The following is a 25,049-nucleotide window of genomic DNA, read 5'->3' on the forward strand; positions in this document are numbered from 1 at the left end:
CCACATGTGCATAAAGTGTTGGTTCAAGTGTAACATTTATCCACAGTATTCACATTATTTTAATTGAGCTTACTTTCTATTTCTTTTAGTTCACTGTTGAAAAGTTCATCTTCAGCAACGAGCTTTGAAATTTTTTCATGTGCATGTATAACGGTTGTGTGATCTCGACCTCCAAAGACTTCGCCGATTTTTGGTAATGAATTATCGGTAAGTTCTCTCGATAAATACATGGCGACATGTCTAGGAAAGGCGATGGACTTCGTCCGTTTTTTAGATGATAGTTCATCAATATGAATGCCGTAATATTCACTGACAGCAAGCTGAATATCTTGAACAGTAATGCGCTTGGTTTGAGTCGTTGTCACGAGATCTTTTAAAGCTTCGGAAACAACTTCTGGCGTCATCGGTTGATTGGAAATCTTAGCATAGGCAGCAACGCGAGTTAAGGCACCTTCTAGCTCACGTATATTTGTGTGAATATGGTTTGCAATATATATCATGGCCTCGTTTGGAATCTCAACATTTTCTTCTTCACATTTCTTTCGTAAAATCGCAATTCTTGTCTCGAGGTCAGGTGGGGTGACATCGGTCATTAATCCCCATTCAAAGCGTGAACGTAAACGATCCTCCAAAGTAGGAATTTCTTTAGGGGTACGGTCACTTGATATGACAATTTGCTTATTATTTTCATGCAGGGAATTAAAAGTATGGAAGAATTCCTCTTGGGTAGATTCTTTTCCTGCTAAAAATTGAATATCGTCGATTAAAAGGACATCTACATTACGGTATTTATTACGGAATTCTTCTGTTTTGTTATCACGTATTGAGTTGATGAATTCATTAGTGAATTTTTCACTTGATAGATAGACCACCTTGGCATTTGGACGATTTTCTAAAACGAAATTACCGATCGCATGCATGAGGTGTGTTTTACCAAGTCCAACTCCACCATATATAAACAATGGGTTATATGCTTTAGCTGGTGCTTCAGCAACTGCGAGAGATGCTGCATGTGAGAAGCGGTTACCATTACCGATGACAAAAGTATCGAAGGTATGCTGCTCATTTAGAACATGGTGTATTGGTGTAGTCTTAATACTCTCCTGCTGTGTATTTTTCTCTTCTGAAACCATTGGCGTAGTTTCGTCACCTTTGATGACAATTTGAACGGTGACCTTTTCTCCTATAGAGCTATAAATGCTATCTTCGATAATGCTTTTGTACTGCGTATTCAACCATTCTCTCTGAAAATCACTATCTGCTTTAATGACAGCATAGCTTGTATTCAAATCGACAAGTTCAGTATTTTTAAACCAAGTTTGAAATGTCACATTTTGAATATTATGGTTGCTTTTAATTTCTTCGAGTACTTTTTCCCAAATACTATTTAAACTACTCATAAAAAAATTCCTCTCTTATTCACAAATCACATGCTGTGGATAATACATTTACACAGGTGTAGAAAACTTTACACAGGTTATTCACAATCTGTGGATAACTATAGAAAACCATCTTCTTTTCCACAAGGATACGGGTAAAATTATAGCTTATTTAATTTGTGTTATCAATATTTTTCAGAGTTATTCACAATTTTCACAGCTTCCCACAAAATTTCTGACACAGCCTGTGCAAAAGTGGGAAACTCATTAAAAAAACTGTGTATAAGTGATATAATACTTAAAAGTTATCCACAGAATCTCTTGAAAAGATTAATTACTTCTAAATAAATATCAAATAAAAAGTTGAAAAAGCACCGTGTTTTTGGTATTCTTTAGTAGTTGCAATTCTAAGAGAATATAAAAACAGAGAAAAAATAAATGACGGAGGTGTCATATATGGTAAAACGTACGTATCAACCTAATAAACGTAAACGTGCTAAAGTACACGGTTTCCGTGAGAGAATGAGTTCTAAAAACGGACGCAAAGTTCTTGCGCGTCGTAGAAGAAAAGGAAGAAAAGTTCTTTCTGCATAACCATTAGATCATCTGACTAGGATGATCTTTTTTTTTTGCGCAATGTCGAAAGTTTTATATAATAGAAGCTTTTTAGTATAATAATTAATCATAGATATGAAAGAGCGTAGTTAATGATGAAAAAGCGATTCAGAATTAAGAAAGAGAAGGACTTTAAGCTGATTTTCAAACGAGGTAAATCCTTTGCGAACAGGCAGTTTGTAGTGTACTTAAAAGACAATCAGGAAGTGCCACATTTAAGGCTCGGCATCAGCGTGTCAAAAAGACTTGGCAATGCTGTAAAAAGAAATCAGATTAAGCGTCGCATTCGTGCATTTTATCAGACTCATAAACATGAACTTATGCCATTAGAGTATGTAGTGATCGCTCGTAATCCTGTTAAGGATATGAACTATCATGAAATGGAAAAATCACTCTTACATGTCCTAAAAATAGCCAGGTGTATGAAATAATACGGGGGTTAGTATATGTACAGAATTTATACTGAAAAGACGGTCAATGATGCTGTAACAAAAGGATTAGAGGAACTCGGTGTTAGCGAAGACGACATTAAAATAGAAGTGTTGGATAGTGGTTCGGCTGGCTTTTTAGGTTTTGGTAAGCGTGAGGCTGAAGTGAAACTAACGATTATCAACCCGGAACTAAAATCCTATGAATCTATTGAAGCAATGATTTCAGCACGCGAAAACGAACATGTTGAAGCAGATAGCGCTTTAGAGCGGACAACAGATGACGTAGTCGAGCCACATGAAGAAAATCAGCCTGAAGAGACTGAAGCAGTTCAAGAATTAGCAGATGATGAGCAGCATGAACGACCTAAAATTGAGCCAATTATTGAAGAATCAAAACCGAAAAATAAAGAGCACCAAGCACTCACTGAAGCTGGTGAGAAAACATCGCTTTATATTTCGGAAATAGTTTCAGGTATGGGCGTCGAGAACACGGTTCAAATGAAGGTGAAGAAGTCGACGATTCACTTAAATTTTGATGCGGATATCCCTGCAAAGATTATTGGTAAGCGTGGGCAGACTTTAAATGCACTTCAAGAACTTGCACAAAATTATTTAAATATAGTCTATCCAAGCTATAACAGAGTAGAGCTGGATGTCGGTGATTACCGAAGTAAACGTAAGGAAACTTTAGAAGCATTGGCCTTGAACATGGCGGATAAGGTAAGGCGTACTCATGAAAAAGTAAGACTTGAACCGATGCCAGCGAATGAAAGAAAAATTATGCACCATGCCTTAAGTCGTGAAAAGGGAATAGATACCTATTCAGAAGGAAAAGAGCCAAGACGCGCCATCGTGATTATTAAGAAATAAAGGAGTTTTTAAAGTGCAATTTGAAACGATCTCAAGCATCTCCACCCCAGTCGGTGAAGGGGCGATTGCTATCGTTCGTTTGTCAGGTGTAGATGCGATTGAAATTGCAGATCGTCTGTACAGCGGCGTAAAAAAACTAAGTGAAGTCGATTCACACACTATAAATTATGGTCATATTGTTGATCCTACTACCAATGAAACAGTTGAAGAGGTCATGTGTGCAGTCATGCGTGCACCGAAAACTTATACGCGTGAGGACATCGTTGAGATTAACTGTCATGGTGGGATTCACACGGTTAATCGTGTGCTTCAACTGACTTTAAACCACGGTGCAAGAATGGCTGAACCAGGTGAATTCACAAAGCGCGCCTTTTTAAATGGACGAGTTGATTTGTCTCAAGCTGAAGCGGTCATGGATTTCATTCGATCTAAAACTGACCAAGCATCAAAAGTAGCCAACCAACAAGTTCAAGGACGTTTGAAAACATATATTGAATCGTTACGTCAAAGTATATTAAATATATTGGCTCAAGTCGAAGTGAACATAGATTATCCTGAATACGATGATGTAGAAGAAGCGACAACGTCCTTCCTCCTATCTGAAGCCAAAAAGGTAGAGTCAGAGATTGGTAAGTTGTTAAAATCTAGTGCGGAAGGCCGTATCTTAAGAGAAGGTTTGAGCACGGTCATCATTGGTAAACCTAACGTCGGTAAAAGCTCTTTACTTAACTATCTCATTCAAGATAACAAGGCAATTGTGACGGATGTTGCGGGAACGACGCGTGATATTTTAGAAGAGTACGTAAACGTTAACGGTATTCCATTAAAACTCGTCGATACTGCAGGGATTCGTGAAACGGATGACATTGTTGAAAAAATAGGTGTGGAACGATCTCGTGAAGCGTTAAAAGATGCAGAGTTAATCTTGTATGTCATGAATAATAATGATGAGCTTACACCAGAAGATATAGAGCTCCTAGAAACAGTGGATGATAAAAAAGTTATCGGTATCATCAATAAACTAGACTTAGAACAAAATCTAGATACTGACTACTTAGAAAGTCATTTCGATATTCCACTCATCAAAACGTCTATTATAAATGGCCAAGGTGTGGATGATCTTGAGAATGAAATTCAAAGAATGTTCTTTGATGGTAGTATTTCATCTGCAGATTCAACATATGTATCTAACAATCGTCACATTAACTTATTAGAACAAGCGAAAACTTCAATTGGTGACGCAATTTCTTCTGCAGAAATTGACGTGCCCGTGGATATTATTCAGATTGACCTGATTAAAACTTGGGAACTCCTTGGAGAGGTCATCGGAGAAGATGTTTCAGAACAACTGATAGATAAGCTATTTAGTCAGTTCTGTCTAGGAAAATAAAATTAAACAGGAGGTAAAATAATGACCGGAAATATGAAATATGATGTGATTGTTATCGGAGCTGGCCATGCAGGTGTCGAAGCGGGACTCGCAGCAAGCCGTAAAGGTCTTAAAACATTAATGTTGACCATCAATCTCGATAACATCGCATTCATGCCATGTAACCCATCAGTCGGTGGACCCGCTAAAGGTATCGTCGTACGTGAAGTTGATGCTCTCGGGGGCAAATGGCTAAAGTAATCGATAAAACACACATCCAAATGCGTATGTTAAACACTGGTAAAGGACCAGCAGTCAGAGCACTTCGTGCACAGGCAGATAAGGTACTTTATCAGCAAGAAATGAAATCAGTTCTAGAAGATGAACCAAACTTAGATATTCTTCAAGGGCTAGTTGACGAATTGATTATTGAAGACAATGAGATTCGTGGCTTGAAAACGAATATTGGTACTGTTTATGAAGGTGATGCTGTCATCATCACAACAGGTACATTTTTACGTGGAGAAATTATTCTAGGTGATCTTAAATATTCAAGTGGTCCAAATCACCAAATTCCTTCCTTGGCTTTAGCAGACCAACTCAAGGATTTAGGTTTCGAAATTATTCGCTTTAAAACAGGAACACCACCGAGAGTCAATGCAGACTCTATTGACTACAGTAAAACTGAGATTCAGCCAGGTGATGATGTTCCGAGAGCGTTCAGCTTTGATACGACTGAATTTATTTTAGATCAACTCCCATGCTGGTTAACATATACGTCAGCAACAACACATGAAATTATTACAGCAAATCTTCACTTATCAGCAATGTACTCAGGTGTCATTCAAGGTACAGGTCCAAGATATTGCCCATCAATCGAAGACAAGGTCGTTAGATTCAACGATAAACCACGTCACCAAATCTTTTTAGAACCAGAAGGTCGTAATACTAAAGAGGTTTACGTTCAAGGCTTATCAACGAGTATGCCTGAAAATGTTCAACGTGATATGGTGAAAAGTATCCCAGGTTTAGAAAATGCACGTATGATGCGTGCAGGTTATGCCATTGAGTACGATGCACTTGTACCAACGCAATTATGGCCAACTTTAGAAACAAAGAAAATTAAAAACCTATATACTGCTGGTCAAATTAATGGAACAAGTGGTTATGAGGAAGCTGCTGGCCAAGGACTTATTGCAGGAATCAATGCTGCGAACAAATTACTTGGTCAAGAAGAATTAATCTTAAGCCGTACTGATGCTTATATTGGTGTCTTAATTGATGACTTAGTCACTAAAGGTACGAATGAGCCATATCGTTTGTTAACGTCTCGTGCCGAGCACCGTTTACTACTGCGTCATGATAATGCTGATATGCGTCTAACTGAAATTGGTTATGACCATAAGTTAATTTCAGAAGAAAGATTTGCTAGATTCAATCAGAAAAAAGCAAATATTGAAGCTGAATTAGACCGTCTGAAAAAAGTGCGTATCAAACCAAATGCGCATACTCAAAGTATTATTGAACAACGCGGCGGTACAGCACTTAAAGATGGTATTCTAGCTGCTGATTTACTACGTCGTCCAGAGATGGACTATGAGTCAATCATGGAGATACTCTCTGAAGACATCACTCTTAAACAAGAAGAGTATGAACAAGTTGAGGTCCAAATAAAATATGATGGTTATATTAAGAAATCCTTGCAACAAGTCGATAAGATGAAACGTATGGAAGATAAGAAAATTCCTGAAAATATTGATTACGATGCAGTGAACTCATTGGCAACAGAAGCACGAATGAAACTCAAAGAAGTTAAGCCTTTAAACATTGCCCAAGCATCTAGAATTTCAGGTGTAAATCCAGCTGATATTTCAATCTTACTTGTCTACATTGAACAAGGAAATGTGAAGAGGACTGGCTCATGAATGAAACAGAATTCATTAATAAATTAAAAGATCAAGGTATTGAACTTTCAACCGTACAAATTGGACAGTTTAAAACGTACTTTGAATTGCTCGTAGAGTGGAACAAAAAAATTAATTTAACAGCTGTCACTGAGCTAAAAGAAGTGTATTTAAAACATTTCTATGATTCAATTACACCGCTGTTTTATGCGGATATAGAAGAAGGTGCGAGTATTTGTGACGTCGGAGCAGGTGCAGGATTTCCAAGCATTCCGATGAAGATTATTCGTCCAGACCTAAAAGTGACAATCGTTGATTCGTTAAATAAAAGAATTACGTTTTTAAATGAATTGACTGCCGTACTTGGTCTCGATAAAATGCATTTAGTTCACGACCGAGCAGAGACTTTTGGCCAACACGGACCAAGACACATGTTTGATGTTGTAACTGCCCGTGCGGTTGCAGAGCTCAATGTTTTAGCAGAGTTATGTTTACCACTAGTGAGAACAGGTGGGCAGTTTATAGTGATGAAAGGTAAGAAGGCCAAAGAAGAACTCCTTGATGCAGAGTTTGCGCTTGACCTCTTAGGTGGTTCATTAAAAGAAACTCATCAACTTACCTTGCCAGAAGAAGAGAGTCAGCGTTATATTCTGGTCATTGATAAGATCAGAAAGACACCTAAGAAATATCCGAGAAAACCGGGAACTCCAAATAAATCCCCATTAAAATAAAGGGTGGTGGAATGTGTGAAGAAACCTTTTTCAAAGCTATTCAACTTAATAGATAAAAGTGAAACTGCTGAAGATGATGATTCATTAGTCGAAGTACCTCTAGAGAACATTGTTCCGAACCAATATCAGCCAAGAACAGTATTTGATGAGCAACGTATTAATGAACTCGCACATTCCATTAAGAAACATGGACTCTTACAGCCGATTACGCTCAGACCTATTGAAGAAGGTATGTATGAAATCATTGCTGGAGAGAGACGGTTTAGAGCCTTAAAGCGACTAGATTTTAAGGATACCAAGGCGATAGTTAAGTATCTCACTGATCAAGAGTCTGCTGCTATCGCGCTAATAGAAAATATTCAACGTGAAAATTTATCTAGTATTGAAGAAGCGAGAGCCTATAAGCAACTGCTAGCAATGGATGATATCACTCAAAAAGACTTAGCTGAAAGCATTGGTAAAAGTCAGTCATTCATTGCAAATAAATTGAGATTGTTAAAGTTATCTAACGACGTTATAACGGCATTAGAAAATGATGAAATCACGGAAAGACACGCGAGAGCATTACTTATATTGGATAACGATATGCAGTATGATGTATTGAAAAATATCGTGAATGATCATCTGACAGTTAAGGAAACAGAACTCGCTGTTAAGAACCGTCAAAAGGTGCGCGTTGAACAAATCAATTTCAATGACGATGTTGCTTTCGTATTAAATGATGTTGAAAGAGATATTAAGAAGCTTCGTGAAAAAGGTGTCGATGTCAAAATTGAATCGACCGAAACAGATGAGCTACACGAGCTTACAATTAAAATTTATAAGTAGGGTGCCTGCATTGATGTAGGTACTCTTTTTCACTTACAAACATGGCTTGTACTGTTATAATGAGTAATGTATTTTATCTTTGGGAAGTCGGTGACGTGTTATGGAAATTATTGAGCTAGCAGTTTCTGAAATTCGAAAAAATCCATATCAACCGAGACAAACCTTTGATGAAGAAAAACTAAAAGACTTAGCTGCGAGCATTAAAGTTCATGGTGTTATGCAACCTGTTACAGTGAGAAAAGCGGTAAAAGGGTATACCCTTGTTGCGGGTGAGCGTCGTTTAAGAGCGACTGAGCTTGCGGAATTAAAGACTATACCTGCTATTATTACTGACATGACCGACCGTGAGATGATGGAACTTGCCATCATTGAGAATCTTCAAAGGGAAGACTTAGGTCCTTTAGAAGAAGCGGAAAGTTATAAGCAATTGATGCACTCTGCTAAGCTCACACAAGATGACTTATCGAAACGACTTGGCAAGTCGAGGTCTTATATTGCTAATATGCTTAGACTTTTAACCTTACCTGCTAAGGTTAAAAAATTGATTAATAATGGCAAGTTAACAGGTGCTCACGGTCGAACTTTATTAGCCTTAAAAGATCCACTCTTAATGGAAGAAGTAGCAGAACAAGCAGTTAAAGACAGCATGAGTGTTAGAAAGTTAGAAGCTCATGTAAAGACCTTTAAGAGTAAAAAGAGAATTAAGAAGTCTACAAAAAAATTAAGGTTTCTTGAGAGTTACGAAAATCAATTGAAAGATCACTTTGGAACAAATGTTGAAATTAAAAAGGTAAAACAAAGAGGTTTAATTCAATTGGAGTTTACATCAAAGGAAGAATTTAAAAGAATTCTTTCCATGTTGCAGCAAAAATAATCAAATAGAAAGGGTATGACTATGAAATTTTTAACGCTATTTAATGCGTCGAATACTGAAGGGCTGGATGAACAACTGTCGATTATTGAAACACTTTTAGAACGAGTTAGAGATCCACAATTTTGGATAGATATATCTAAACCAATCATATTCGCAATCATTCTACTTATTGCTGGTTATATTCTTACTAAGGTTGCGAATCGTTTAATAGAAAATTTCTTTAAATATAAATCAAAGTCACGCTTAAAAGGATCAGACAAGAGAAACAATACATTGATTAATATGCTCCAAAATACAGCAGCAATCTTTATTTGGTTCTTTGTTGTTGTAGCGATACTAGAGGCATTTAACATTCCAGTTTCAACGCTACTCGCTGGTGCCGGTGTTGTTGGTTTAGCAATTGGTTTTGGTGCACAAAGTCTAGTAAAAGATATGATAACTGGTTTCTTTATTATTTTAGAAAACCAATTCGATAAAGGTGATTTCGTTAGAGTGAATACATCGGGTACAACTGTTGCAGAAGGTGAAGTAATGTCATTAGGCTTACGCTCTTCTCGTATTCAAGGTTATGAAGGTGAGTTGTACATGATTCCTAATGGTACAATTAACGAAGTAATAAACTTCTCTCGTTATAATTCAGTATCATTCTTAGATATGAATTTCTCCATACAAGAAGATTTAGATAAGATTGAAACTACGCTTGAAACTTATCTGAATGAAAACTGGAGACAAGAAGATGTCCTTGTTGAAGCTCCAATTGTACAAGGTGTACAGAGCATTCAAAATGGTGAAGCAACTATTCGTGTCATGCTTACGTCTAGACCGATGGAACACTTCGGTTCAACTCGACGCATGAGAAAACGCATCAAGCAGTATTTAGAAACACAGGGTATTTATATTTCTGTACCAATGATGGATATTACCGATTTCGATGGTAACGATATGGAGGCGTAAGTCATGGATGCTAAGTACGATCTTCATAGTCTTGTTGAAATGAAGAAAGATCACCCTTGTGGGAACAATAAATTTGAAATTGTCCGCATGGGTGCAGATATTAAAATTAAATGCACAAATTGCGACCGCACAATTATGATGCCGCGTCGAGACTTTAACAAACGTCTAAAAAAAGTATTATAAATTAAAGGAGACCCTATTATGTCTTTAACAGCTGGAATCGTTGGTTTACCAAACGTCGGAAAATCAACATTATTTAATGCAATTACTAAAGCAGGTGCGCTTGCTGCTAACTATCCATTCGCCACAATTGACCCCAACGTTGGTATTGTTGAAGTACCGGATCATCGCTTAGATGTTTTAACGGAAATTGTTGTACCAAAGAAAACTGTACCGACAGCATTCGAATTTACTGATATTGCTGGTATTGTTAAAGGTGCTTCTAAAGGTGAAGGACTCGGTAATAAGTTCCTTGCGAACATTAGAGAAGTCGATGCAATCTGTCAGGTTGTTCGTGCCTTTGATGATGAGAATGTGACGCACGTATCTGGTAAGGTTGACCCTGTAGAAGATATTGAAGTCATCAACATGGAATTGATTTTAGCAGACTTAGAAAGTGTCGATAAACGCTTACCTAAGGCAGAAAAAATGGCGAAACAAAAAGATAAGGACGCCATGGCTGAAGTTAAAATTCTAACGAAGATTAAAGAATGTTTAGAGGAAGGTCGTCCAGTACGTGCTCTTGATTTTACGGAAGAAGAAGCAAAATCTGTTAAGCACTTCCACCTGTTAACACAAAAGCCAATGCTTTATGTTGCCAATGTGAGTGAAGACGATTTAGGTTCCTTAGAAGGTAATGCATACCTTGATGCAATTAATGAGTATGCAGCTAATGAAAATTCTCAGGTTATTGTCATTTCGGCTAAGGTTGAAGAAGAAATCGCAGTCTTAGAAGATGACGAGCGTGAAATGTTCTTAGATGAACTCGGTTTAGAAGAGTCAGGTCTAGATAAATTAATAAAAGCTTCATATGACTTACTTGGCTTAGCCACTTATTTTACTGCCGGTGTACAAGAAGTCAGAGCGTGGACCTTTAAAAAAGGTATGACTGCACCAGAATGTGCGGGTATTATTCACACAGACTTCCAAAAAGGATTCATCCGTGCTGAGACTGTAAGTTACGATGATTTAGTTGAAGCGGGTAATGAGGCTAAAGCTAAAGAAGCTGGTAAGGTTCGTTTAGAAGGAAAAGAGTACATTATGAAAGATGGAGATGTTGTTCACTTTAGATTCAACGTTTAGATCTCTCCAAACGATGAAATCCTGTGATGGGGTCTTATCGTTTTTTTCTTTAGTTTTATTGTAAATTGTTAGGATTACTGATATAATAACTGATTGTGAGTAATGAAAATTATTCCTTGCTGAAAACGAATGGTTTTCAGCCGCAAAGACCATAAGGAGGTGCAAAAGATGAGAGCATATGAAATTTTATATGTAATCCGCCCAAACATTGAAGAAGAAGCTAAATCGACGTTAGTTAAGCGTTTTGATGAGGTTCTTACAAACAATGGTGCGGAAATCGTCGAGTCTAAAGAGTGGGGTAAACGTCGTCTTGCCTACGAAATTGAAGATTTCAAAGATGGAATTTACCACATCATCAAAGTTAACGCGACAAGCGAAGCTACTGATGAGTTTGACCGCTTAGCTAAGATCAACAATGACATTATTCGTCATATCGTTGTTCGCGACGAACAAGCAGAAGCAAAAAAATAAGTTAAATATTTAGTGGAGTTGATTACATGCTAAACCGTGTGGTTTTAGTTGGTCGTTTAACAAAAGACCCAGAACTAAGAGTCAGTCAAAATAATATCGCTGTCGCTAATTTCAACTTAGCTGTCAATCGTCCTTTTACTAACCAAAATGGTGAAAGAGGTGCGGACTTTATCAACTGTGTTGTTTTCAGAAAACAAGCTGAGAACGTTAACCAGTATGTTAAGAAAGGCAGTCTTGTTGGTATCGACGGAAGAATACAAACTCGTAATTACGAGAACAAAGACGGACAAAGAGTATATGTAACTGAAGTTGTGTGTGAAAGTGTTCAGTTCTTAGAGCCTAAGAATAGCGGTAATCAATCTCAAAGCAATTATGGAAATAACTCAACGGACGCATATGCAGATGCATATGGATCTGGCAATCAGTCGACTGGTCAAAGCCAGGGACGTCAACAGCCAAAAGAGGATAATCCATTTGCGAACTCTAAAGGTCCGGTAGACATCAGCGATGATGATTTACCATTCTAAAATAAAAAAATTACAATCCAAATTTTGTTATCGTGTGTTTTAAAATTGTGTGTGTAAAATGTGTGAAAGACCCGGGATATACTATCTCGGGTTTTTATTTTACTTTTGAAGATACATAAGTTAATTTTATTGTTTTTATTATTAGTTTATAGTGTAGTTTTGACTTTACAGTGTTTATAATGAAACATGTAGACAATTTTTTAGGTGGGAGCGAACCGCAATGATTAGAAAAAATGTCCTGCAATGGGCACTTTTACTATCGCTGTGTGTGTTTTTGGCAGCTTGTAGTAATAATGACAGTGACGATTCCTCTGGTGAAGAAGAATCTGGTGATACTCAGAATACTGAGGAGACAACAGAAGAAGGAACAGAGTCGACCGAATCTGAAACTGCAGAAGAGACTGAAGAGGATTCATCTTCAGAGGAAACTGCTACAGAAGAAGATGGAAGTCAAGAAAGTGAAGTCGTTCATATTACTGCCGAGCAAAGCCTTGAAGATGTGATGAACGAATTGATTTCTGCATATGAAGAAGAAAACGAAGGACAGAAAATTGATGTTCAATATGGTCATACAGAAACGTTAACAGAAGACTTAATTAACGGTGAAGATCAAGATATGGATATATATTTTTCTAGTTCTGATGAGGGTTATGATTCTTTAGTTGAAGCTGGGATATTAGACCAACTTGCAACGAAATATTTACTCATTAATGAAATAGTACTTGTGACTCATGAAGATAATGAGGATATTACTTCATACGACACTATTTTCAATAATGAGGATGTTACCCTATCTATAGTAAACCCAGAAGAATCACTATCTGGCAGTCATGCTAAGACGTTACTTGATGCAGAAAATGAGAGCAATAATAAAGTGAATAATGTTGAAGAGAGCGAAGATGTAGATGCTGCTCTAGAATCACTTTCTGAAGGTGAAACAGATGCTGCCCTTCTCTTAAGAACAGATATTTCTGATGAAGAAGGTCTTCGTATCGTAGCGAGAGCACCACGATCACTTGCTGAACCATTTGTTTATGGACTAGGACTTTCACAAAGTGTGGAAGACAATAGTGCAGCGAGAGATTTTTATAATTTCCTACAATCCGAAGAAGCACTGGATATCTTTTCAGAGTATGGTTATATCGTTTAATATATACTGCAGAACTATGAAACACGTAGTTCTGCTTTTTTAATTTTTAAATTGTTGTATGATAAAGATAATATCCTCGGGAAGAAGGCAAAAAGATGTGTAAGATAAAGCAACTGGGCTTAGTATTTGTTTCTTTAATGTTCACACTCGTTTTGGCAGCATGCAGTTCTAGTACGGACAATGAAGAGTCAGAAACAAGCGAAGCATCGGGTACAATAACAGTTTCAGCAGCAGCGAGTTTGACAGACGCACTTCAAGAAGTTGCAGAACTTTATAATGAAGAAAACCAAGATGTACAAGTGGATTTTAACTTTGGGGGTTCAGGTGCACTGCAACAACAGATTTCTCAAGGTGCACCAGCAGATATGTTTTTCTCTGCATCACAAAGCGATTTTGATACCTTAGTAGAAGGTGACTTTATCGATGAAAGTGATTCAACTCAACTATTAAAAAATGAATTAGTACTGGTTGTACCAGAAGGGGATACAACAGTGACATCATTCGATGATATTACAGAGGCTAAACAAATTGCTGTTGGCACACCGGAATCAGTACCTGCTGGGGAATATGCTATGGAGACTTTTGAATCTATGGGTATTACTGAAGATTTAGAAGAAAGGTTAGTATATGCAGAGGACGTGAGAGCAGTGCTCACTTATGTTGAACGTGGTGAGGTAAGTGCTGGGTTAGTGTACCGTACCGATGCGATGACAAGTGATTCAGTGGATATCATCGACGCCGCACCAGCTGATGCACATGATCCAATAGAGTATCCAGTTGGTTTAATTGAGGATTCAGAGAATACTGAAGCTGCAAGGTCGTTCTATGATTTTATTCAGACTGATGAAGCTTTAGAAGTATTTGGTGAATATGGATTCGTTACTGAGTAATTTTGGTGTGACATCGTCGCAGTTTCTTCCCCCTATACTGCTCTCCTTGCAAGTTGCGACCATTGCACTGATTTTTTCATTTATCTTTGGAACTTTAATAGCAAAATTTATGACATCTGTGAACTTTAAAGGCAAGGTTGTTTTAGAAACGATTATAATGCTACCGATTGTTTTACCCCCGACAGTAGTAGGATTTATACTGATTGTTATTTTTGGTAACAATAGCATTATTGGAAACTTGATTGAGTGGATCTTTAATCAATCCATTATCTTTACTTGGTATGCAGCTGTATTAGCCAGTACAGTGGTTGCCTTTCCACTGATGTATCAATCTGCAAAAACAGGCTTTTTAAGTGTAGATAAAGATATCAAAGATGCGGCAAAAGTTGATGGGGCGAGTAATTTTCGTATCTTTATGAAAATCACCATGCCACTCGCTTCAGTATCACTTGTGACAGGTGCTGTGTTAAGTTTTGCTAGGGCACTTGGTGAATTCGGTGCAACTTTAATGATTGCAGGGAATATTCCAGGTCGCACACAGACCTTACCAACAGCTATATATGTTGCCTTACAATCAGGAAATATGAGTCTTGCATGGTTATGGGTGATCACAATTGTTGCGATTTCATTTGTTATGTTATTGTTTGTAAGAACAAAAGTGAAAGAGTAGCGCATTGCTTTTAAGTAAAGCGCTACTTTTTAAATTAACTACCTTTTTATAAAAGATAGTTGACATTTAAAATCATGTATAGTATCTTTCTATGTAAGATAGTTGTTTATGGCGCTGTCTTTTTTAATAGGTCACTACCTTTTAATAACAGATAGTCAGGAGAGAAACCATGTCTGTCAGTGATCAAATAATGAAGGGTTTACTCGACGGTGCAATATTAGGATTGATTTCACAGGGCGAAACTTATGGGTATGAAATTACTAAAAAATTAGAAGCACATAAGTTCCCAGGTATCAGCGAAGGTAGTATTTACCCAGTATTACTAAGGTTAAGTAAAAAGGGATATGTAAATACCCGCATGGTGAAATCCGATAGTGGTGGTCCGAAACGTAAATATTATTCAATTAGTGAAAGTGGAAAAGAAGAACTAAAAATTTTTAAAGAAAAATGGGAAAAATTAAATTCTGGAATGAATAATTTGGTAAGAGGTGAGTAAAATGTTGAGTAAAGAAGCAGAGAAATTTTTAACAGAATTTCGATTAGAGATGATGGCACATGGAAAAAAAGATGAAGCGATCGATGATATGGAAGCGGAGTTAGAAGATCATTTAATTCAAGCAGAAAAAGACGGTAAAAGTTTAGAAGATGTGACAGGCAGATCAGCGAAGGAATATATTAAGAATATTTCCGGGGAAATGCCGCGTATTAACAATATTCAAAAGTATATCGCCTTATTTATAGTCTACTTAGCTGGAATTCTTACAGTCCCGAATCTAATTAGTGGTGATTTTGATTGGACCTTGAGTAATCTCTTATATTATCTTGGAATTATTGTCTTAGGCCCAGTACTGATTTACTATGGCTTTAAATATATATTAGTCAATTATGCAAGCTTTAAATCAGAGAAGATTGAAGTGAAAGGTACAGTATTAATTTTTGTATTTAGTTTCTTGTATATGGGACTTTTAGTCGGATCGATATTCTTAGTGAGAAGTTATCCAATCGTGACGTTCTTTGAACCAGGTAGAGATATCAATATTACTATTGGATTTATACTGTTAGCGATTCTAGTTATCGGGTCACTTTTGATGAAACAATGGTTCTATGCCATTCTAGCTTTAGTACTGGCAGCACCTGAGATGATTGCACAAGTATTTGCAAGTGGTGGTCCGAACTCAGAAAGTTATATTATAATTTCATCAGTGGGCTTATTAGCTGCAGTCATAATCTTGTTTATAGGTATTAGAGTAATGAATCGAGCTAAAAAGTAATTGACTTTTTAACCTTAAAGTTGTAATATATATCGTGCACATACACACATTTAAAACACGCGTTCAGCTAACAAGATTATGGATTAGACATTCGATCCACACAGTCGAATATAATAATCTATAAAAGGAGGGCTTACCTATGGCAGGTCCAAGAAGAGGCGGTCGTCGTCGTAAAAAAGTTTGCTATTTCACAGCTAACGGAATTACACACATCGACTATAAAGAAGTAGATCTTCTTAAAAAGTTCATCTCTGAACGTGGAAAAATTCTTCCAAGACGTGTAACTGGTACTTCAGCTAAGTACCAACGCCAGTTAACAGGTGCGATTAAACGCGCACGTCACATGGCATTGTTACCATACGTTAAAGAAGAACAGTAAGTTATAGTTAAACCGCTCTAGATCATTGATCTAGAGCGGTTTTTCTTATACAGTCATTCTTTTGTATACGTTATTACTTTAGAGTTTTTATTTTCAGCAATTTCTTCTGCACGCTTCACCGCATCTTTCTTATATTTAAATGTACCAGCTGCACGTTCGGCTTTAACAGTTTTAACAACCCATTCCTCGTTTTCGGCATCATATTTTACTTGAACATTCTCATCTAGTAAATCTGGATTCGCACTATCTATGTCATGCTGATCATTTTTTGAAGGATTACCTTCCTTATCAAATGAATCTAATTCTTCTTTTGATGCATTTTTATACCAATCTTTACCTTCTGATGTAGCGATAGCAATCGCACGACTTTCATCGTATCCGCTGTCTAAAAGTGCGTTCGCAATCTCGATAATTTTTTTACGTTCAAGTGTCTCAAAGTTTTTTAATGAATCAGGGTAATCTTGCATATTCCAAGACATAGCTATCATCCTTACCTTATGAATTTACTCATATAGTTCCCGTTTCCATACAGTCAAAACCCTATGATTTAAATGTTTAATCGAAGTCAAGTTATCGTTATAGTTTCTTAACATTCATTTGTTACAATGGACTTGAAAAAATGAGCCTAAGGAGATGTAGATGTGAAGTATCAAAAGATTGTTCCACATTTATGGTTTGATACAGAAGCCGGAGAAGCTGTAGAGTGGTATACCGAAATTTTTCCAGAGTCAGAGATTACCTTCCGTAAAGTTATAAAAGACACACCATCAGGTGATTCTGAACAGCTTGGATTTAAGTTAATGGGTTATGAGTTTATGGCAATTAGTGCTGGACCTTTTGCTAAGAAAAATCCTTCTATTTCTTTTATTGTTCAAATTAATAAGCAGAATGAACATTTGATTGATGAAATGTATGAAAAGCTTATGGAGGATGGTGGTACAGAGTTGATGCCACTAGATAAGTATCCTTTCAATGATAAGTATGGATGGATTGAGGATAAGTACGGTACTTCTTGGCAGTTTTGGTTACGCGATCATCGCAATGGCAAGAATCATATCGTCCCTTCTCTAATGTTTGTAAATGAAAATAAGGGCAAGGCTACAGATGCCATGAATTTGTATGTTGATACGTTTAAGAAAAGTGAACATTTAGCATCGAGAAATTATCCGACAGGCATGGAACCAAATACTGAAGATTTGGTCATGCATGCAGAAGCGAAATTAGGCAAAAAACGATTTTCATTCCAAGATAGTGGTTATGAACACGACTTCCAATTCTCAGAAGGTATCTCCTTAATGGTGAAATGTGATGACCAAAAAGAAATTGATAAGTACTGGAGTGCACTATCAGCAGATCCTGATGCTGAACAGTGTGGATGGTTGAAGGATAAGTTTGGTGTATCTTGGCAGATTGTACATAAAGTGATGGATGAAATGATGACTGAGGGTACAGAGGAACAACTTCAACGCGTTACTGAGGCATTCCTTAAAATGAAGAAATTTGATATCGCAAAACTTGAAGCGGCATATAAAGGTAAATAAAAAATGACTTCCCTTAACTTGGTAATTCAACCAGTGTAAGGGAAGTTTTTAATTTTAAGTGTTTTTTTTCGCCTGTATTATTTTTGATTTAAATCAATAACGGTATGCTCGGTATCACTGATTGATACTGTACGACGGCTACCGTCTTCCTGGATAATTTCTGCTGCATCCATGAAGTTATCGTGTTTTTCTTTTGCTTCAGCTTTTTGGTTATTTCTCTTTATATCTTTTTCAGAAGTCATTGAATCAAGTTTGCTTTGATAAGCACTCACATCAATCGTACCTGAACGTTGGTCACTGCTCTCTTTTTGATTTTTTTTCAGTTTCTCTAGCAGATTGATTCTGCTCTCCTGCTTCTTTTTTCTCTTCAGCTTTTCTTAAATGGTCTTCATTTTGTCTTGAAGTAGCTGCTTTTTCTTTTTTAGTTTCTTTCACTGCAGATTCTCTCACTAATAAGAGAATCTGACCGTTATCTACAGCGGCTTTGAACGTATTCAGCTCATCTGAGCTCAAGTCTAGTTGATCAAAGACACGATCTGTTGAGTTCTCATCTAAAAATTTAGCTGCAACCTTATCCCACATGTTTCCATCAGCTTTTTTAAAGCCGACATTTGTATAGCGTAGGACCGTTGCTTTAAAGCGGTCTTTTGCGACCGTTATCATATCTTTGTCTTTAACACCATCAGCACGTAGTTCATAAATCTTATCACTTAAATCATCGATATTTGAGAATTTCTCAATAGTAGTCATGTTCAATCCTCCATCACAGTCTTTTTATGATTATACCCTGATATCCTTATAAAGAAACGCAGTTTACTCTTTTATTGACAAATATTGCATATTATTTATATTTATAAATAAGGGAGGTCATTTATGCAAATTAATGGTTCAGTTATTAAGTCACGACGTGCGGAATATAGTTTGACGCAGTTACAACTCAGTAAAAAGACAGGTGTTTCAAAATCATCAATTAGCCGTATGGAAAATGACAGTAATAACGGTAATATTCGATTCATTGACGCGATTAAAATTATGAATGTGCTTGATTTGAATTTGGATGAGCTGATTATTACAGTCACAAAATCAATCGACACTAAAGTATTAAAAGTACTGGATGAAATTCGAGAAACACGTGAGCTTTACCTTATTGAAGACACACTGAACCAGTTGACCTTGCAGCAATGGCGATCTACGACGCTGCACTCTGTATATTACGATTGGCATATGGGTTTGAAATATCTACATAAGAAGAAATATAAAGATGCTCTGACTTTTATAGATAAGACGCTAGATCGTTTAGATGACTTGCCTTCACTGGAATATTTGAAGGCTAGTGTATATACAAGTAAGGGTTATGTTTTACATATGCTAGGTGAAGATGGAAACCCGTATTATAAGTCAGCAATTTACATGAAGCGTAAAGATGATGGAAAGTTGGATTATCGGACTCGTGTGAGACTGTTGTCGTATATGATGGATAGTAATATTAAGGTGGAGAACTATGATCTTGTAGAACGCTATGGTAAACGTGCAATGCACTTATTAAAGGAAAATGAATCCACTTATATGATGAATCGGATTAAAAAATTGTGTGAGAAAATCAAACAATATCCCGTATAAGGAACTTTACGAAATAGAGATAGGAAATAGTAAGAAAATGAAATATAATAGGTTTAACTCTGAGACATCAGAGAAAAACTGAAAAGGAATGATCAACATGCAAGAAAGATTATATAAAACTTGTATGGCATTTTGTATTATCGTAGCATTGTTTGTCCAAAAAAAGGTATACACGAAATCGTGTGACTGCATTGGATCGTATTTAAGTATGGAAAATATCCTGTGGCCAAGAAGGCTAGATTTTATTAGTGCAGCTGAGAAAATCGAAGTGATTAATTTACTTGAGCGAAAGAAAGACAATTGTTCCGATATGGAGTACAGAAATAAATGTGACTTCTATTTGGATGCGGTAAGAGATGGACTTCTTTTTTATTATGATGAAATCAGAGATTTTTTAGGTTTAAACAACAATCCAGTGTCAGCAAATGTTTCAGTTGAAGTGGAGCATATTTTAGAGATGTTTGCTCATATTTCCTTGTCTCTATCCAAGCTACCACTGAAAACTGCAGATTTAATAGGTAGGAATTATTACACAAGGTTTAGCGGATTTGAAAATGCAGATGAACAGCACTTGTCGCATTATATCTTTTTATTTAAACACAAGCAGCACAGCCAGGCTATTTTTAATGAGAAGTTGCCTTTGACACTAAAACATTACAGGAACATGTTGGCGAGATACGAAAGGCATAAATTGTGTACCTTTCTAACTGAAGAGATGCTGATTTACATATGTATTGGTCGCAATCAACAAATTAAATTTACTTTATAAAAGAAAACCAAGCAAAAGTTATGATGACCTGATGTCATTTAACTCTGCTTGGTTTTTACGATTTATTTTTCTTCTTCTGGTCCTTTTTGAATTGTAGCTTCCACGCTATCTCGTCGCTCGTCACGATTAAGTGATTTGTCGTCATAGATGAGTAAAAACTTTCCTTCCTCAACAAAGTTGAGATATGATGAAACTAGGTCTTCCTCTAAGCCTGAAGTCAGTAAAAAACTCTCGGCCTTTTCATTATTTGTAAAAATATCTTTAAATGAAGTGCTCTCAGAGTGTGGGTTGTATGTGAACCCCATATATTCTGTCCAATCAGGTTCTTTTTCATCTAAACCTAGTACATTAAAATCTGATTCGTAATAATCTTGCTCATTTTTAAGTTGATCAATACGTTCTAGAATTTCACTATCTGTGTCATATTTCTCAATATATTGCACAATGCTCACCTCTACAAAAATCTTGATATCTATCTATTCCCTTGAAAAACGAATGTAAACCAAAGTTTTACTTATAATATCATAAAATTCCGAACATTAAGTCCTACCTTTTTTAAATTGTATAGTGTTTTATAATGAGTTATATTTATCTTGAAGAAAATATTGCTAAACAGTTCGGATTTTTGCTATAATATTGAAATTAATATTTTCAGCATCTTTTTATTTATTAATAATTACATACTAGGAGGCAGTTTTTATGTGGGAAGATAAGTTTAAAAAAGAAGGATTAACTTTTGATGATGTGTTACTTTTACCAGCACACTCTGAGGTCCTTCCTAAAGAAGTTGATTTATCAGTAGAGCTCGCACCGAATTTGAAGTTAAGCATTCCTTTAATCAGTGCAGGAATGGATACTGTTACTGAATCACAAATGGCGATAGCATTAGCACGTCAAGGTGGTTTAGGTGTCATTCACAAAAACATGTCTATCGAACGTCAACGTGATGAAGTTGAGAAAGTGAAACGTTCAGAAAATGGTGTAATTAAAGATCCGTTCTTCTTAACAAAAGAAGAGCAAGTGTTTGCAGCTGAACACTTAATGGGCAAATATCGTATATCAGGTGTGCCGATTGTTAATAATCCTGAAGAGAAAAAATTAATAGGTATTATTACTAATAGAGATATGCGTTTTATCGAAAACTATTCGATTACAATCGAAGAGGTTATGACAAAAGATAACCTTATCACAGCCCCGGTTGGTACAACATTAGAAGATGCGGGCCGTATTTTACAAGAGCACCGTATAGAAAAATTACCTTTAGTTGACGACAATAATGTCTTAAAAGGATTAATTACAATCAAAGATATTGAAAAAGTTATTGAATTCCCAGATGCTGCAAAGGATGACCAAGGACGTCTACTCGTTGCAGCAGCGATTGGTATTGCTAAAGAAACTGAAAAACGTGCAACTGAGCTTGTTGAAGCTGGCGCTGATGCTTTAGTTATTGATACGGCACACGGCCACTCACAAGGTGTTCTAGATGCGATTAAAGATATTCGTAACCAATTCCCTGAAGTGACATTAATTGCCGGTAATGTTGCGACAGCAGAAGGGACACGTGCTTTAATTGAAGCGGGTGTTGACGTAGTTAAAGTTGGTATTGGACCAGGTTCAATCTGTACAACACGTGTCGTAACAGGAGTAGGTGTACCACAGGTTTCTGCAGTTTATGATGCAGCTACAGAGGCACGTAAACATGGTAAAGCGATTATTGCTGATGGTGGTATTAAACTATCTGGTGACATCGTTAAAGCCCTTGCAGCCGGTGGTCATGTAGTTATGCTTGGTAGCTTATTAGCAGGTACTGAAGAAGCACCTGGTGAGACTGAAATGTTCCAAGGGCGTCGTTACAAGACATACCGTGGCATGGGTTCTATGGGTGCTATGGAACAAGGTTCTAAAGATCGTTACTTCCAAGAAGATTCTGAAGCGAAGAAATTTGTGCCAGAAGGCATTGAAGGCCGCACAGAGTATAAAGGCCCAGTAGCGGATACAGTGTACCAATTAATGGGTGGTCTCCGTTCAGGTATGGGTTATACTGGTAGTAAGAACTTAGAGGCACTTAGAGAACAAAGTCAATTTGTGAAGATTACAGCAGCTGGCTTAATTGAAAGTCATCCACACAATGTACAAGTGACTAAAGAAGCACCAAACTACAGTAGATAACTAAGGAGTAATTCGCTTATGGAAATGGGAAAAGAACAAGAACTTATATTAGTAATTGATTACGGTAGTCAGTATAACCAACTGATTACCCGCCGCATTCGTGACCTTGGTGTGTATAGTGAATTGCATAATCCAAGCATCACGATTGAAGAAATTAAAGAACTCGATCCAAAAGGGATTATTCTTTCCGGTGGACCACGTTCAGTGTATGCGGATGACGCCTTTACTGTAGATCCAGGTGTATTTGAATTAGGTGTGCCAGTACTTGGTATTTGCTATGGTATGCAACTGATGATGCAGATGAACGGCGGAGAAGTGGTAGATTCAAATGAAAAAGAATCTGGTCAAACTGAGATGCGCTTAAATAATGAAATTGATATTTTTGAAGGTTGGAACACAATCGAACAAGTACTGATGAGTCACGGAGACAAAGTGACACGTCTAGGTGATGGTTTTACAGCAATTGCTGAGACAGTACTATGCCCAACAGCAGCAGTTAAACACAATGAAAAACCGTTTTATGGTGTGCAGTTCCATCCGGAATCCAGACATACTGAAAATGGGAATAAGTTTATTGAAAACTTTATCCGTAATATTTGTGGTTGCCATGGACAGTGGACGATGGATAACTTTATTGACATTGAAGTGGAGAAAATCCGCGAACAAGTTGGCGACAAACAAGTTCTGTGTGCCATGAGTGGTGGTGTAGACTCATCCGTTACAGCAGTGCTGATTCATAGAGCGATCTGTGACCAACTGACATGTATCTTTGTAGACCATGGTCTCTTACGTAAAGGTGAAGCGGATATGGTAATGGAACAATTTGGTGAAGGCTTCAACATGAACATCATCAAAGTCGATGCGAAAGACCGTTTCCTATCCAAACTTGAAGGGGTGTCAGACCCTGAAGAAAAACGTAAGATTATTGGTAATGAATTCATTTATGTCTTTGATGATGAAGCATCTAAACTTAAAGGTATCGACTTCCTAGCACAAGGTACACTATATACAGATATTATTGAATCAGGTACAGAAACTGCGAAGACAATCAAATCCCACCACAATGTAGGTGGACTACCTGAAGATATGCAGTTTGAATTAATTGAACCACTAAACACACTCTTTAAAGACGAAGTCCGTGAGTTAGGGATTGAACTTGGAATTCCAGAACACTTAGTATGGAGACAACCATTCCCAGGACCAGGATTAGGTATTAGAGTCTTAGGTGAAATTACTGAAGAAAAACTTGAAATCGTTAGAGAAAGTGATTGGATCTTAAGAGATGAGATCGCTAAGGCCGGACTCGAAAGAGATATTTGGCAGTACTTCACAGTATTACCAAATATCAGATCAGTTGGTGTCACTGGCGATTATAGAACTTATGATTACACAATCGGTGTCAGAGCAGTAACGAGCATCGATGGTATGACAAGTGAATTTGCAAAAATTGATTGGGATGTTTTAGAAAGAGTATCAAAACGCCTAGTCAATGAAGTAAGGCACATCAACCGTGTCGTTTATGATATTACAAGTAAGCCACCAGCAACGATTGAGTGGGAATAACTATATAAAACACTAAAACCCTTTAACTGCAATGTTGACCTGCTACCTCCTAAGTTTACAGATGAATTAAAAAATCTGTAGACTTAGGAGGTTTTATTATGGCTCGACATCGTAGTTTTGAAGAAAAAATTAGTATTATTGAATACTACTTGAAGCATGGTAGCCAGCAAGACACACAAAAGAAATTTAATGTAAGCATCCAAAGTTTAAAAGATTGGATGAGATTATATCAAGAGAAGGGCCCTGAAGCTTTGAGACATGAGCCCAAGCATCAGACATACACAAAAGCATTTAAGTCAATGGTGGTAGAGGAGTATCTTAATCAATCCATTAGTTATAGAAGCTTAGCTATAAAATACAATATTCGTACCCATTCTACTGTAAAGAAATGGGTTAAGGCGTATACTGAAGGTAAACGAGTTAAATCTACCTTCGGAGGTAAGCCATTGATGGTTAAGTCAAGACAGACCACATACCAAGAACGATTAGACATTGCACAGTATTATGAGGCAAATGAAGTGAGTATTCGTGAACTATCTGAGCTTTTTGATGTCACCTATCAGCAAGCTTATCAATATGTGAAAAAATATGAAGCAGCTGGAAAGTATGGTTTAGAAGACCGACGCGGCAAGCGAAAGCCTGAAGATGCATTGAGTGAAGTCGATCAATTGAAACGCGCGCTAGAACAAGAGCGTCGTCAACGTCGGAAAGTGGAAGTAGAGAATGCGTTTCTAAAAAAGTTGGAAGAACTCGAGCGGAGACAAAAATAAGC

29 protein-coding genes and 1 pseudogene are annotated in these 25,049 nt (G+C 37.0%); 25 read left to right on the plus strand and 5 right to left on the minus strand.

Annotated elements, in window-relative coordinates:
* Positions 1-59: 59 nt before the first annotated feature.
* Entirely contained in the window at positions 60-1,400 is a 1,341-nt protein-coding gene (gene dnaA, locus JEM45_RS07610) for a chromosomal replication initiator protein DnaA (RefSeq protein WP_198687223.1), read from the minus strand.
* A gap of 435 nt (positions 1,401-1,835) precedes the next feature.
* Here dnaA and rpmH point away from each other — a divergent pair, with 435 nt between their 5' ends.
* The 19 genes and pseudogenes from rpmH to rpsR all read left to right on the plus strand — a co-directional run bounded on the left by rpmH (position 1,836) and on the right by rpsR (position 16,615).
* Positions 1,836-1,973 carry a 50S ribosomal protein L34 gene (gene rpmH, locus JEM45_RS07615; RefSeq protein WP_026867092.1) on the plus strand — a complete coding sequence of 46 codons (138 nt, stop codon included), beginning with the start codon at positions 1,836-1,838 and terminating at the stop codon, positions 1,971-1,973.
* 116 nt (positions 1,974-2,089) lie between these two features.
* The gene (gene rnpA / locus JEM45_RS07620; RefSeq protein ID WP_026867093.1) at positions 2,090-2,425 is read left to right on the plus strand and encodes a ribonuclease P protein component; all 336 of its coding nucleotides are present in this window, start codon (positions 2,090-2,092) and stop codon (positions 2,423-2,425) included.
* A gap of 15 nt (positions 2,426-2,440) precedes the next feature.
* A complete protein-coding gene (gene jag / locus JEM45_RS07625) occupies positions 2,441-3,295 on the plus strand; it encodes an RNA-binding cell elongation regulator Jag/EloR (RefSeq protein ID WP_166626405.1) in 855 nt (284 codons plus the stop codon).
* Between the two features lie 13 nt (positions 3,296-3,308).
* Positions 3,309-4,685 (plus strand): tRNA uridine-5-carboxymethylaminomethyl(34) synthesis GTPase MnmE, encoded by a 1,377-nt coding sequence (gene mnmE / locus JEM45_RS07630; protein WP_026867095.1) that lies wholly within the window; start codon positions 3,309-3,311, stop codon positions 4,683-4,685.
* A 33-nt stretch (positions 4,686-4,718) separates the two neighbouring features.
* Positions 4,719-6,589 (plus strand): annotated as a pseudogene (gene mnmG, locus JEM45_RS07635) (tRNA uridine-5-carboxymethylaminomethyl(34) synthesis enzyme MnmG).
* Complete coding sequence (gene rsmG, locus JEM45_RS07640; protein WP_026867097.1) at positions 6,586-7,299, plus strand: 16S rRNA (guanine(527)-N(7))-methyltransferase RsmG; 714 nt, start codon at positions 6,586-6,588, stop codon at positions 7,297-7,299. The pseudogene mnmG and the gene rsmG overlap by 4 nt, the downstream one beginning before the upstream one ends.
* A gap of 15 nt (positions 7,300-7,314) precedes the next feature.
* Positions 7,315-8,127, plus strand: a complete 813-nt coding sequence (locus tag JEM45_RS07645; RefSeq protein WP_026867098.1) for a ParB/RepB/Spo0J family partition protein — start codon at positions 7,315-7,317, stop codon at positions 8,125-8,127.
* A 100-nt stretch (positions 8,128-8,227) separates the two neighbouring features.
* Positions 8,228-9,001, plus strand: coding sequence for a ParB/RepB/Spo0J family partition protein (locus JEM45_RS07650; protein ID WP_051220540.1), 774 nt, complete (start codon positions 8,228-8,230; stop codon positions 8,999-9,001).
* Between the two features lie 21 nt (positions 9,002-9,022).
* The gene (locus JEM45_RS07655; RefSeq protein WP_235678847.1) at positions 9,023-9,955 is read left to right on the plus strand and encodes a mechanosensitive ion channel family protein; all 933 of its coding nucleotides are present in this window, start codon (positions 9,023-9,025) and stop codon (positions 9,953-9,955) included.
* 3 nt (positions 9,956-9,958) lie between these two features.
* The gene (locus JEM45_RS07660) at positions 9,959-10,138 is read left to right on the plus strand and encodes a DUF951 domain-containing protein (protein WP_026867100.1); all 180 of its coding nucleotides are present in this window, start codon (positions 9,959-9,961) and stop codon (positions 10,136-10,138) included.
* Between the two features lie 18 nt (positions 10,139-10,156).
* Complete coding sequence (gene ychF, locus JEM45_RS07665; RefSeq protein WP_026867101.1) at positions 10,157-11,257, plus strand: redox-regulated ATPase YchF; 1,101 nt, start codon at positions 10,157-10,159, stop codon at positions 11,255-11,257.
* Positions 11,258-11,425: 168 nt separating this feature from the next.
* Positions 11,426-11,728 carry a 30S ribosomal protein S6 gene (rpsF, locus tag JEM45_RS07670; RefSeq protein WP_026867102.1) on the plus strand — a complete coding sequence of 101 codons (303 nt, stop codon included), beginning with the start codon at positions 11,426-11,428 and terminating at the stop codon, positions 11,726-11,728.
* Positions 11,729-11,754: 26 nt separating this feature from the next.
* Positions 11,755-12,255, plus strand: coding sequence for a single-stranded DNA-binding protein (ssb, locus tag JEM45_RS07675; protein WP_026867103.1), 501 nt, complete (start codon positions 11,755-11,757; stop codon positions 12,253-12,255).
* A 220-nt stretch (positions 12,256-12,475) separates the two neighbouring features.
* Positions 12,476-13,405 carry a molybdate ABC transporter substrate-binding protein gene (gene modA / locus JEM45_RS07680; RefSeq protein ID WP_026867104.1) on the plus strand — a complete coding sequence of 310 codons (930 nt, stop codon included), beginning with the start codon at positions 12,476-12,478 and terminating at the stop codon, positions 13,403-13,405.
* A 95-nt stretch (positions 13,406-13,500) separates the two neighbouring features.
* Positions 13,501-14,295: a molybdate ABC transporter substrate-binding protein gene (gene modA / locus JEM45_RS07685; RefSeq protein WP_051220541.1), complete on the plus strand. Its 795-nt coding sequence runs from the start codon at positions 13,501-13,503 to the stop codon at positions 14,293-14,295.
* Positions 14,276-14,965 carry a molybdate ABC transporter permease subunit gene (modB, locus tag JEM45_RS07690; RefSeq protein WP_026867106.1) on the plus strand — a complete coding sequence of 230 codons (690 nt, stop codon included), beginning with the start codon at positions 14,276-14,278 and terminating at the stop codon, positions 14,963-14,965. Before modA (JEM45_RS07685) ends, modB begins: the two co-directional genes overlap by 20 nt.
* A gap of 169 nt (positions 14,966-15,134) precedes the next feature.
* A complete protein-coding gene (locus JEM45_RS07695; RefSeq protein WP_026867107.1) occupies positions 15,135-15,461 on the plus strand; it encodes a PadR family transcriptional regulator in 327 nt (108 codons plus the stop codon).
* A gap of 1 nt (position 15,462) precedes the next feature.
* On the plus strand, positions 15,463-16,236 hold the full coding sequence (locus JEM45_RS07700) for a hypothetical protein (protein WP_026867108.1): 774 nt from the start codon (positions 15,463-15,465) through the stop codon (positions 16,234-16,236).
* Between the two features lie 139 nt (positions 16,237-16,375).
* On the plus strand, positions 16,376-16,615 hold the full coding sequence (gene rpsR / locus JEM45_RS07705; RefSeq protein ID WP_017547433.1) for a 30S ribosomal protein S18: 240 nt from the start codon (positions 16,376-16,378) through the stop codon (positions 16,613-16,615).
* 53 nt (positions 16,616-16,668) lie between these two features.
* On the opposite strand, the gene JEM45_RS07710 is transcribed toward rpsR, so the two are convergent.
* Positions 16,669-17,094 (minus strand): DUF2188 domain-containing protein, encoded by a 426-nt coding sequence (locus tag JEM45_RS07710; RefSeq protein WP_026867109.1) that lies wholly within the window; start codon positions 17,092-17,094, stop codon positions 16,669-16,671.
* Positions 17,095-17,256: 162 nt separating this feature from the next.
* On the opposite strand from JEM45_RS07710, the gene JEM45_RS07715 reads away from it, so the two are divergent.
* Entirely contained in the window at positions 17,257-18,156 is a 900-nt protein-coding gene (locus tag JEM45_RS07715; protein ID WP_026867110.1) for a VOC family protein, read from the plus strand.
* A gap of 77 nt (positions 18,157-18,233) precedes the next feature.
* Here JEM45_RS07715 and JEM45_RS07720 read toward each other — a convergent pair whose 3' ends face one another.
* A complete protein-coding gene (locus JEM45_RS07720) occupies positions 18,234-18,428 on the minus strand; it encodes a hypothetical protein (RefSeq protein ID WP_198687224.1) in 195 nt (64 codons plus the stop codon).
* Between the two features lie 22 nt (positions 18,429-18,450).
* Positions 18,451-18,906, minus strand: coding sequence for a general stress protein (locus tag JEM45_RS07725; protein WP_198687225.1), 456 nt, complete (start codon positions 18,904-18,906; stop codon positions 18,451-18,453).
* A gap of 123 nt (positions 18,907-19,029) precedes the next feature.
* On the opposite strand from JEM45_RS07725, the gene JEM45_RS07730 reads away from it, so the two are divergent.
* Together JEM45_RS07730 and JEM45_RS07735 are read left to right on the plus strand one after the other, a co-directional pair.
* Positions 19,030-19,776, plus strand: a complete 747-nt coding sequence (locus JEM45_RS07730) for a helix-turn-helix domain-containing protein (protein WP_035856580.1) — start codon at positions 19,030-19,032, stop codon at positions 19,774-19,776.
* Between the two features lie 97 nt (positions 19,777-19,873).
* Positions 19,874-20,545, plus strand: a complete 672-nt coding sequence (locus tag JEM45_RS07735) for a YfbU family protein (RefSeq protein WP_166626408.1) — start codon at positions 19,874-19,876, stop codon at positions 20,543-20,545.
* A gap of 62 nt (positions 20,546-20,607) precedes the next feature.
* Here JEM45_RS07735 and JEM45_RS07740 read toward each other — a convergent pair whose 3' ends face one another.
* Positions 20,608-20,988: a general stress protein gene (locus JEM45_RS07740; RefSeq protein ID WP_166626409.1), complete on the minus strand. Its 381-nt coding sequence runs from the start codon at positions 20,986-20,988 to the stop codon at positions 20,608-20,610.
* Positions 20,989-21,244: 256 nt separating this feature from the next.
* Here JEM45_RS07740 and guaB point away from each other — a divergent pair, with 256 nt between their 5' ends.
* From guaB to JEM45_RS07755, 3 genes are all read left to right on the plus strand, one after another.
* Positions 21,245-22,714: an IMP dehydrogenase gene (gene guaB / locus JEM45_RS07745; protein ID WP_026867114.1), complete on the plus strand. Its 1,470-nt coding sequence runs from the start codon at positions 21,245-21,247 to the stop codon at positions 22,712-22,714.
* A gap of 18 nt (positions 22,715-22,732) precedes the next feature.
* Complete coding sequence (guaA, locus tag JEM45_RS07750; protein WP_235678849.1) at positions 22,733-24,277, plus strand: glutamine-hydrolyzing GMP synthase; 1,545 nt, start codon at positions 22,733-22,735, stop codon at positions 24,275-24,277.
* Positions 24,278-24,375: 98 nt separating this feature from the next.
* The gene (locus JEM45_RS07755) at positions 24,376-25,047 is read left to right on the plus strand and encodes a helix-turn-helix domain-containing protein (protein ID WP_198687226.1); all 672 of its coding nucleotides are present in this window, start codon (positions 24,376-24,378) and stop codon (positions 25,045-25,047) included.
* Positions 25,048-25,049 lie beyond the last annotated feature (2 nt).

This window comes from Jeotgalicoccus sp. ATCC 8456 (assembly GCF_016313225.1).
In the GTDB taxonomy this organism is placed as follows: Bacteria; Bacillota; Bacilli; order Staphylococcales; family Salinicoccaceae; genus Jeotgalicoccus; species Jeotgalicoccus marinus.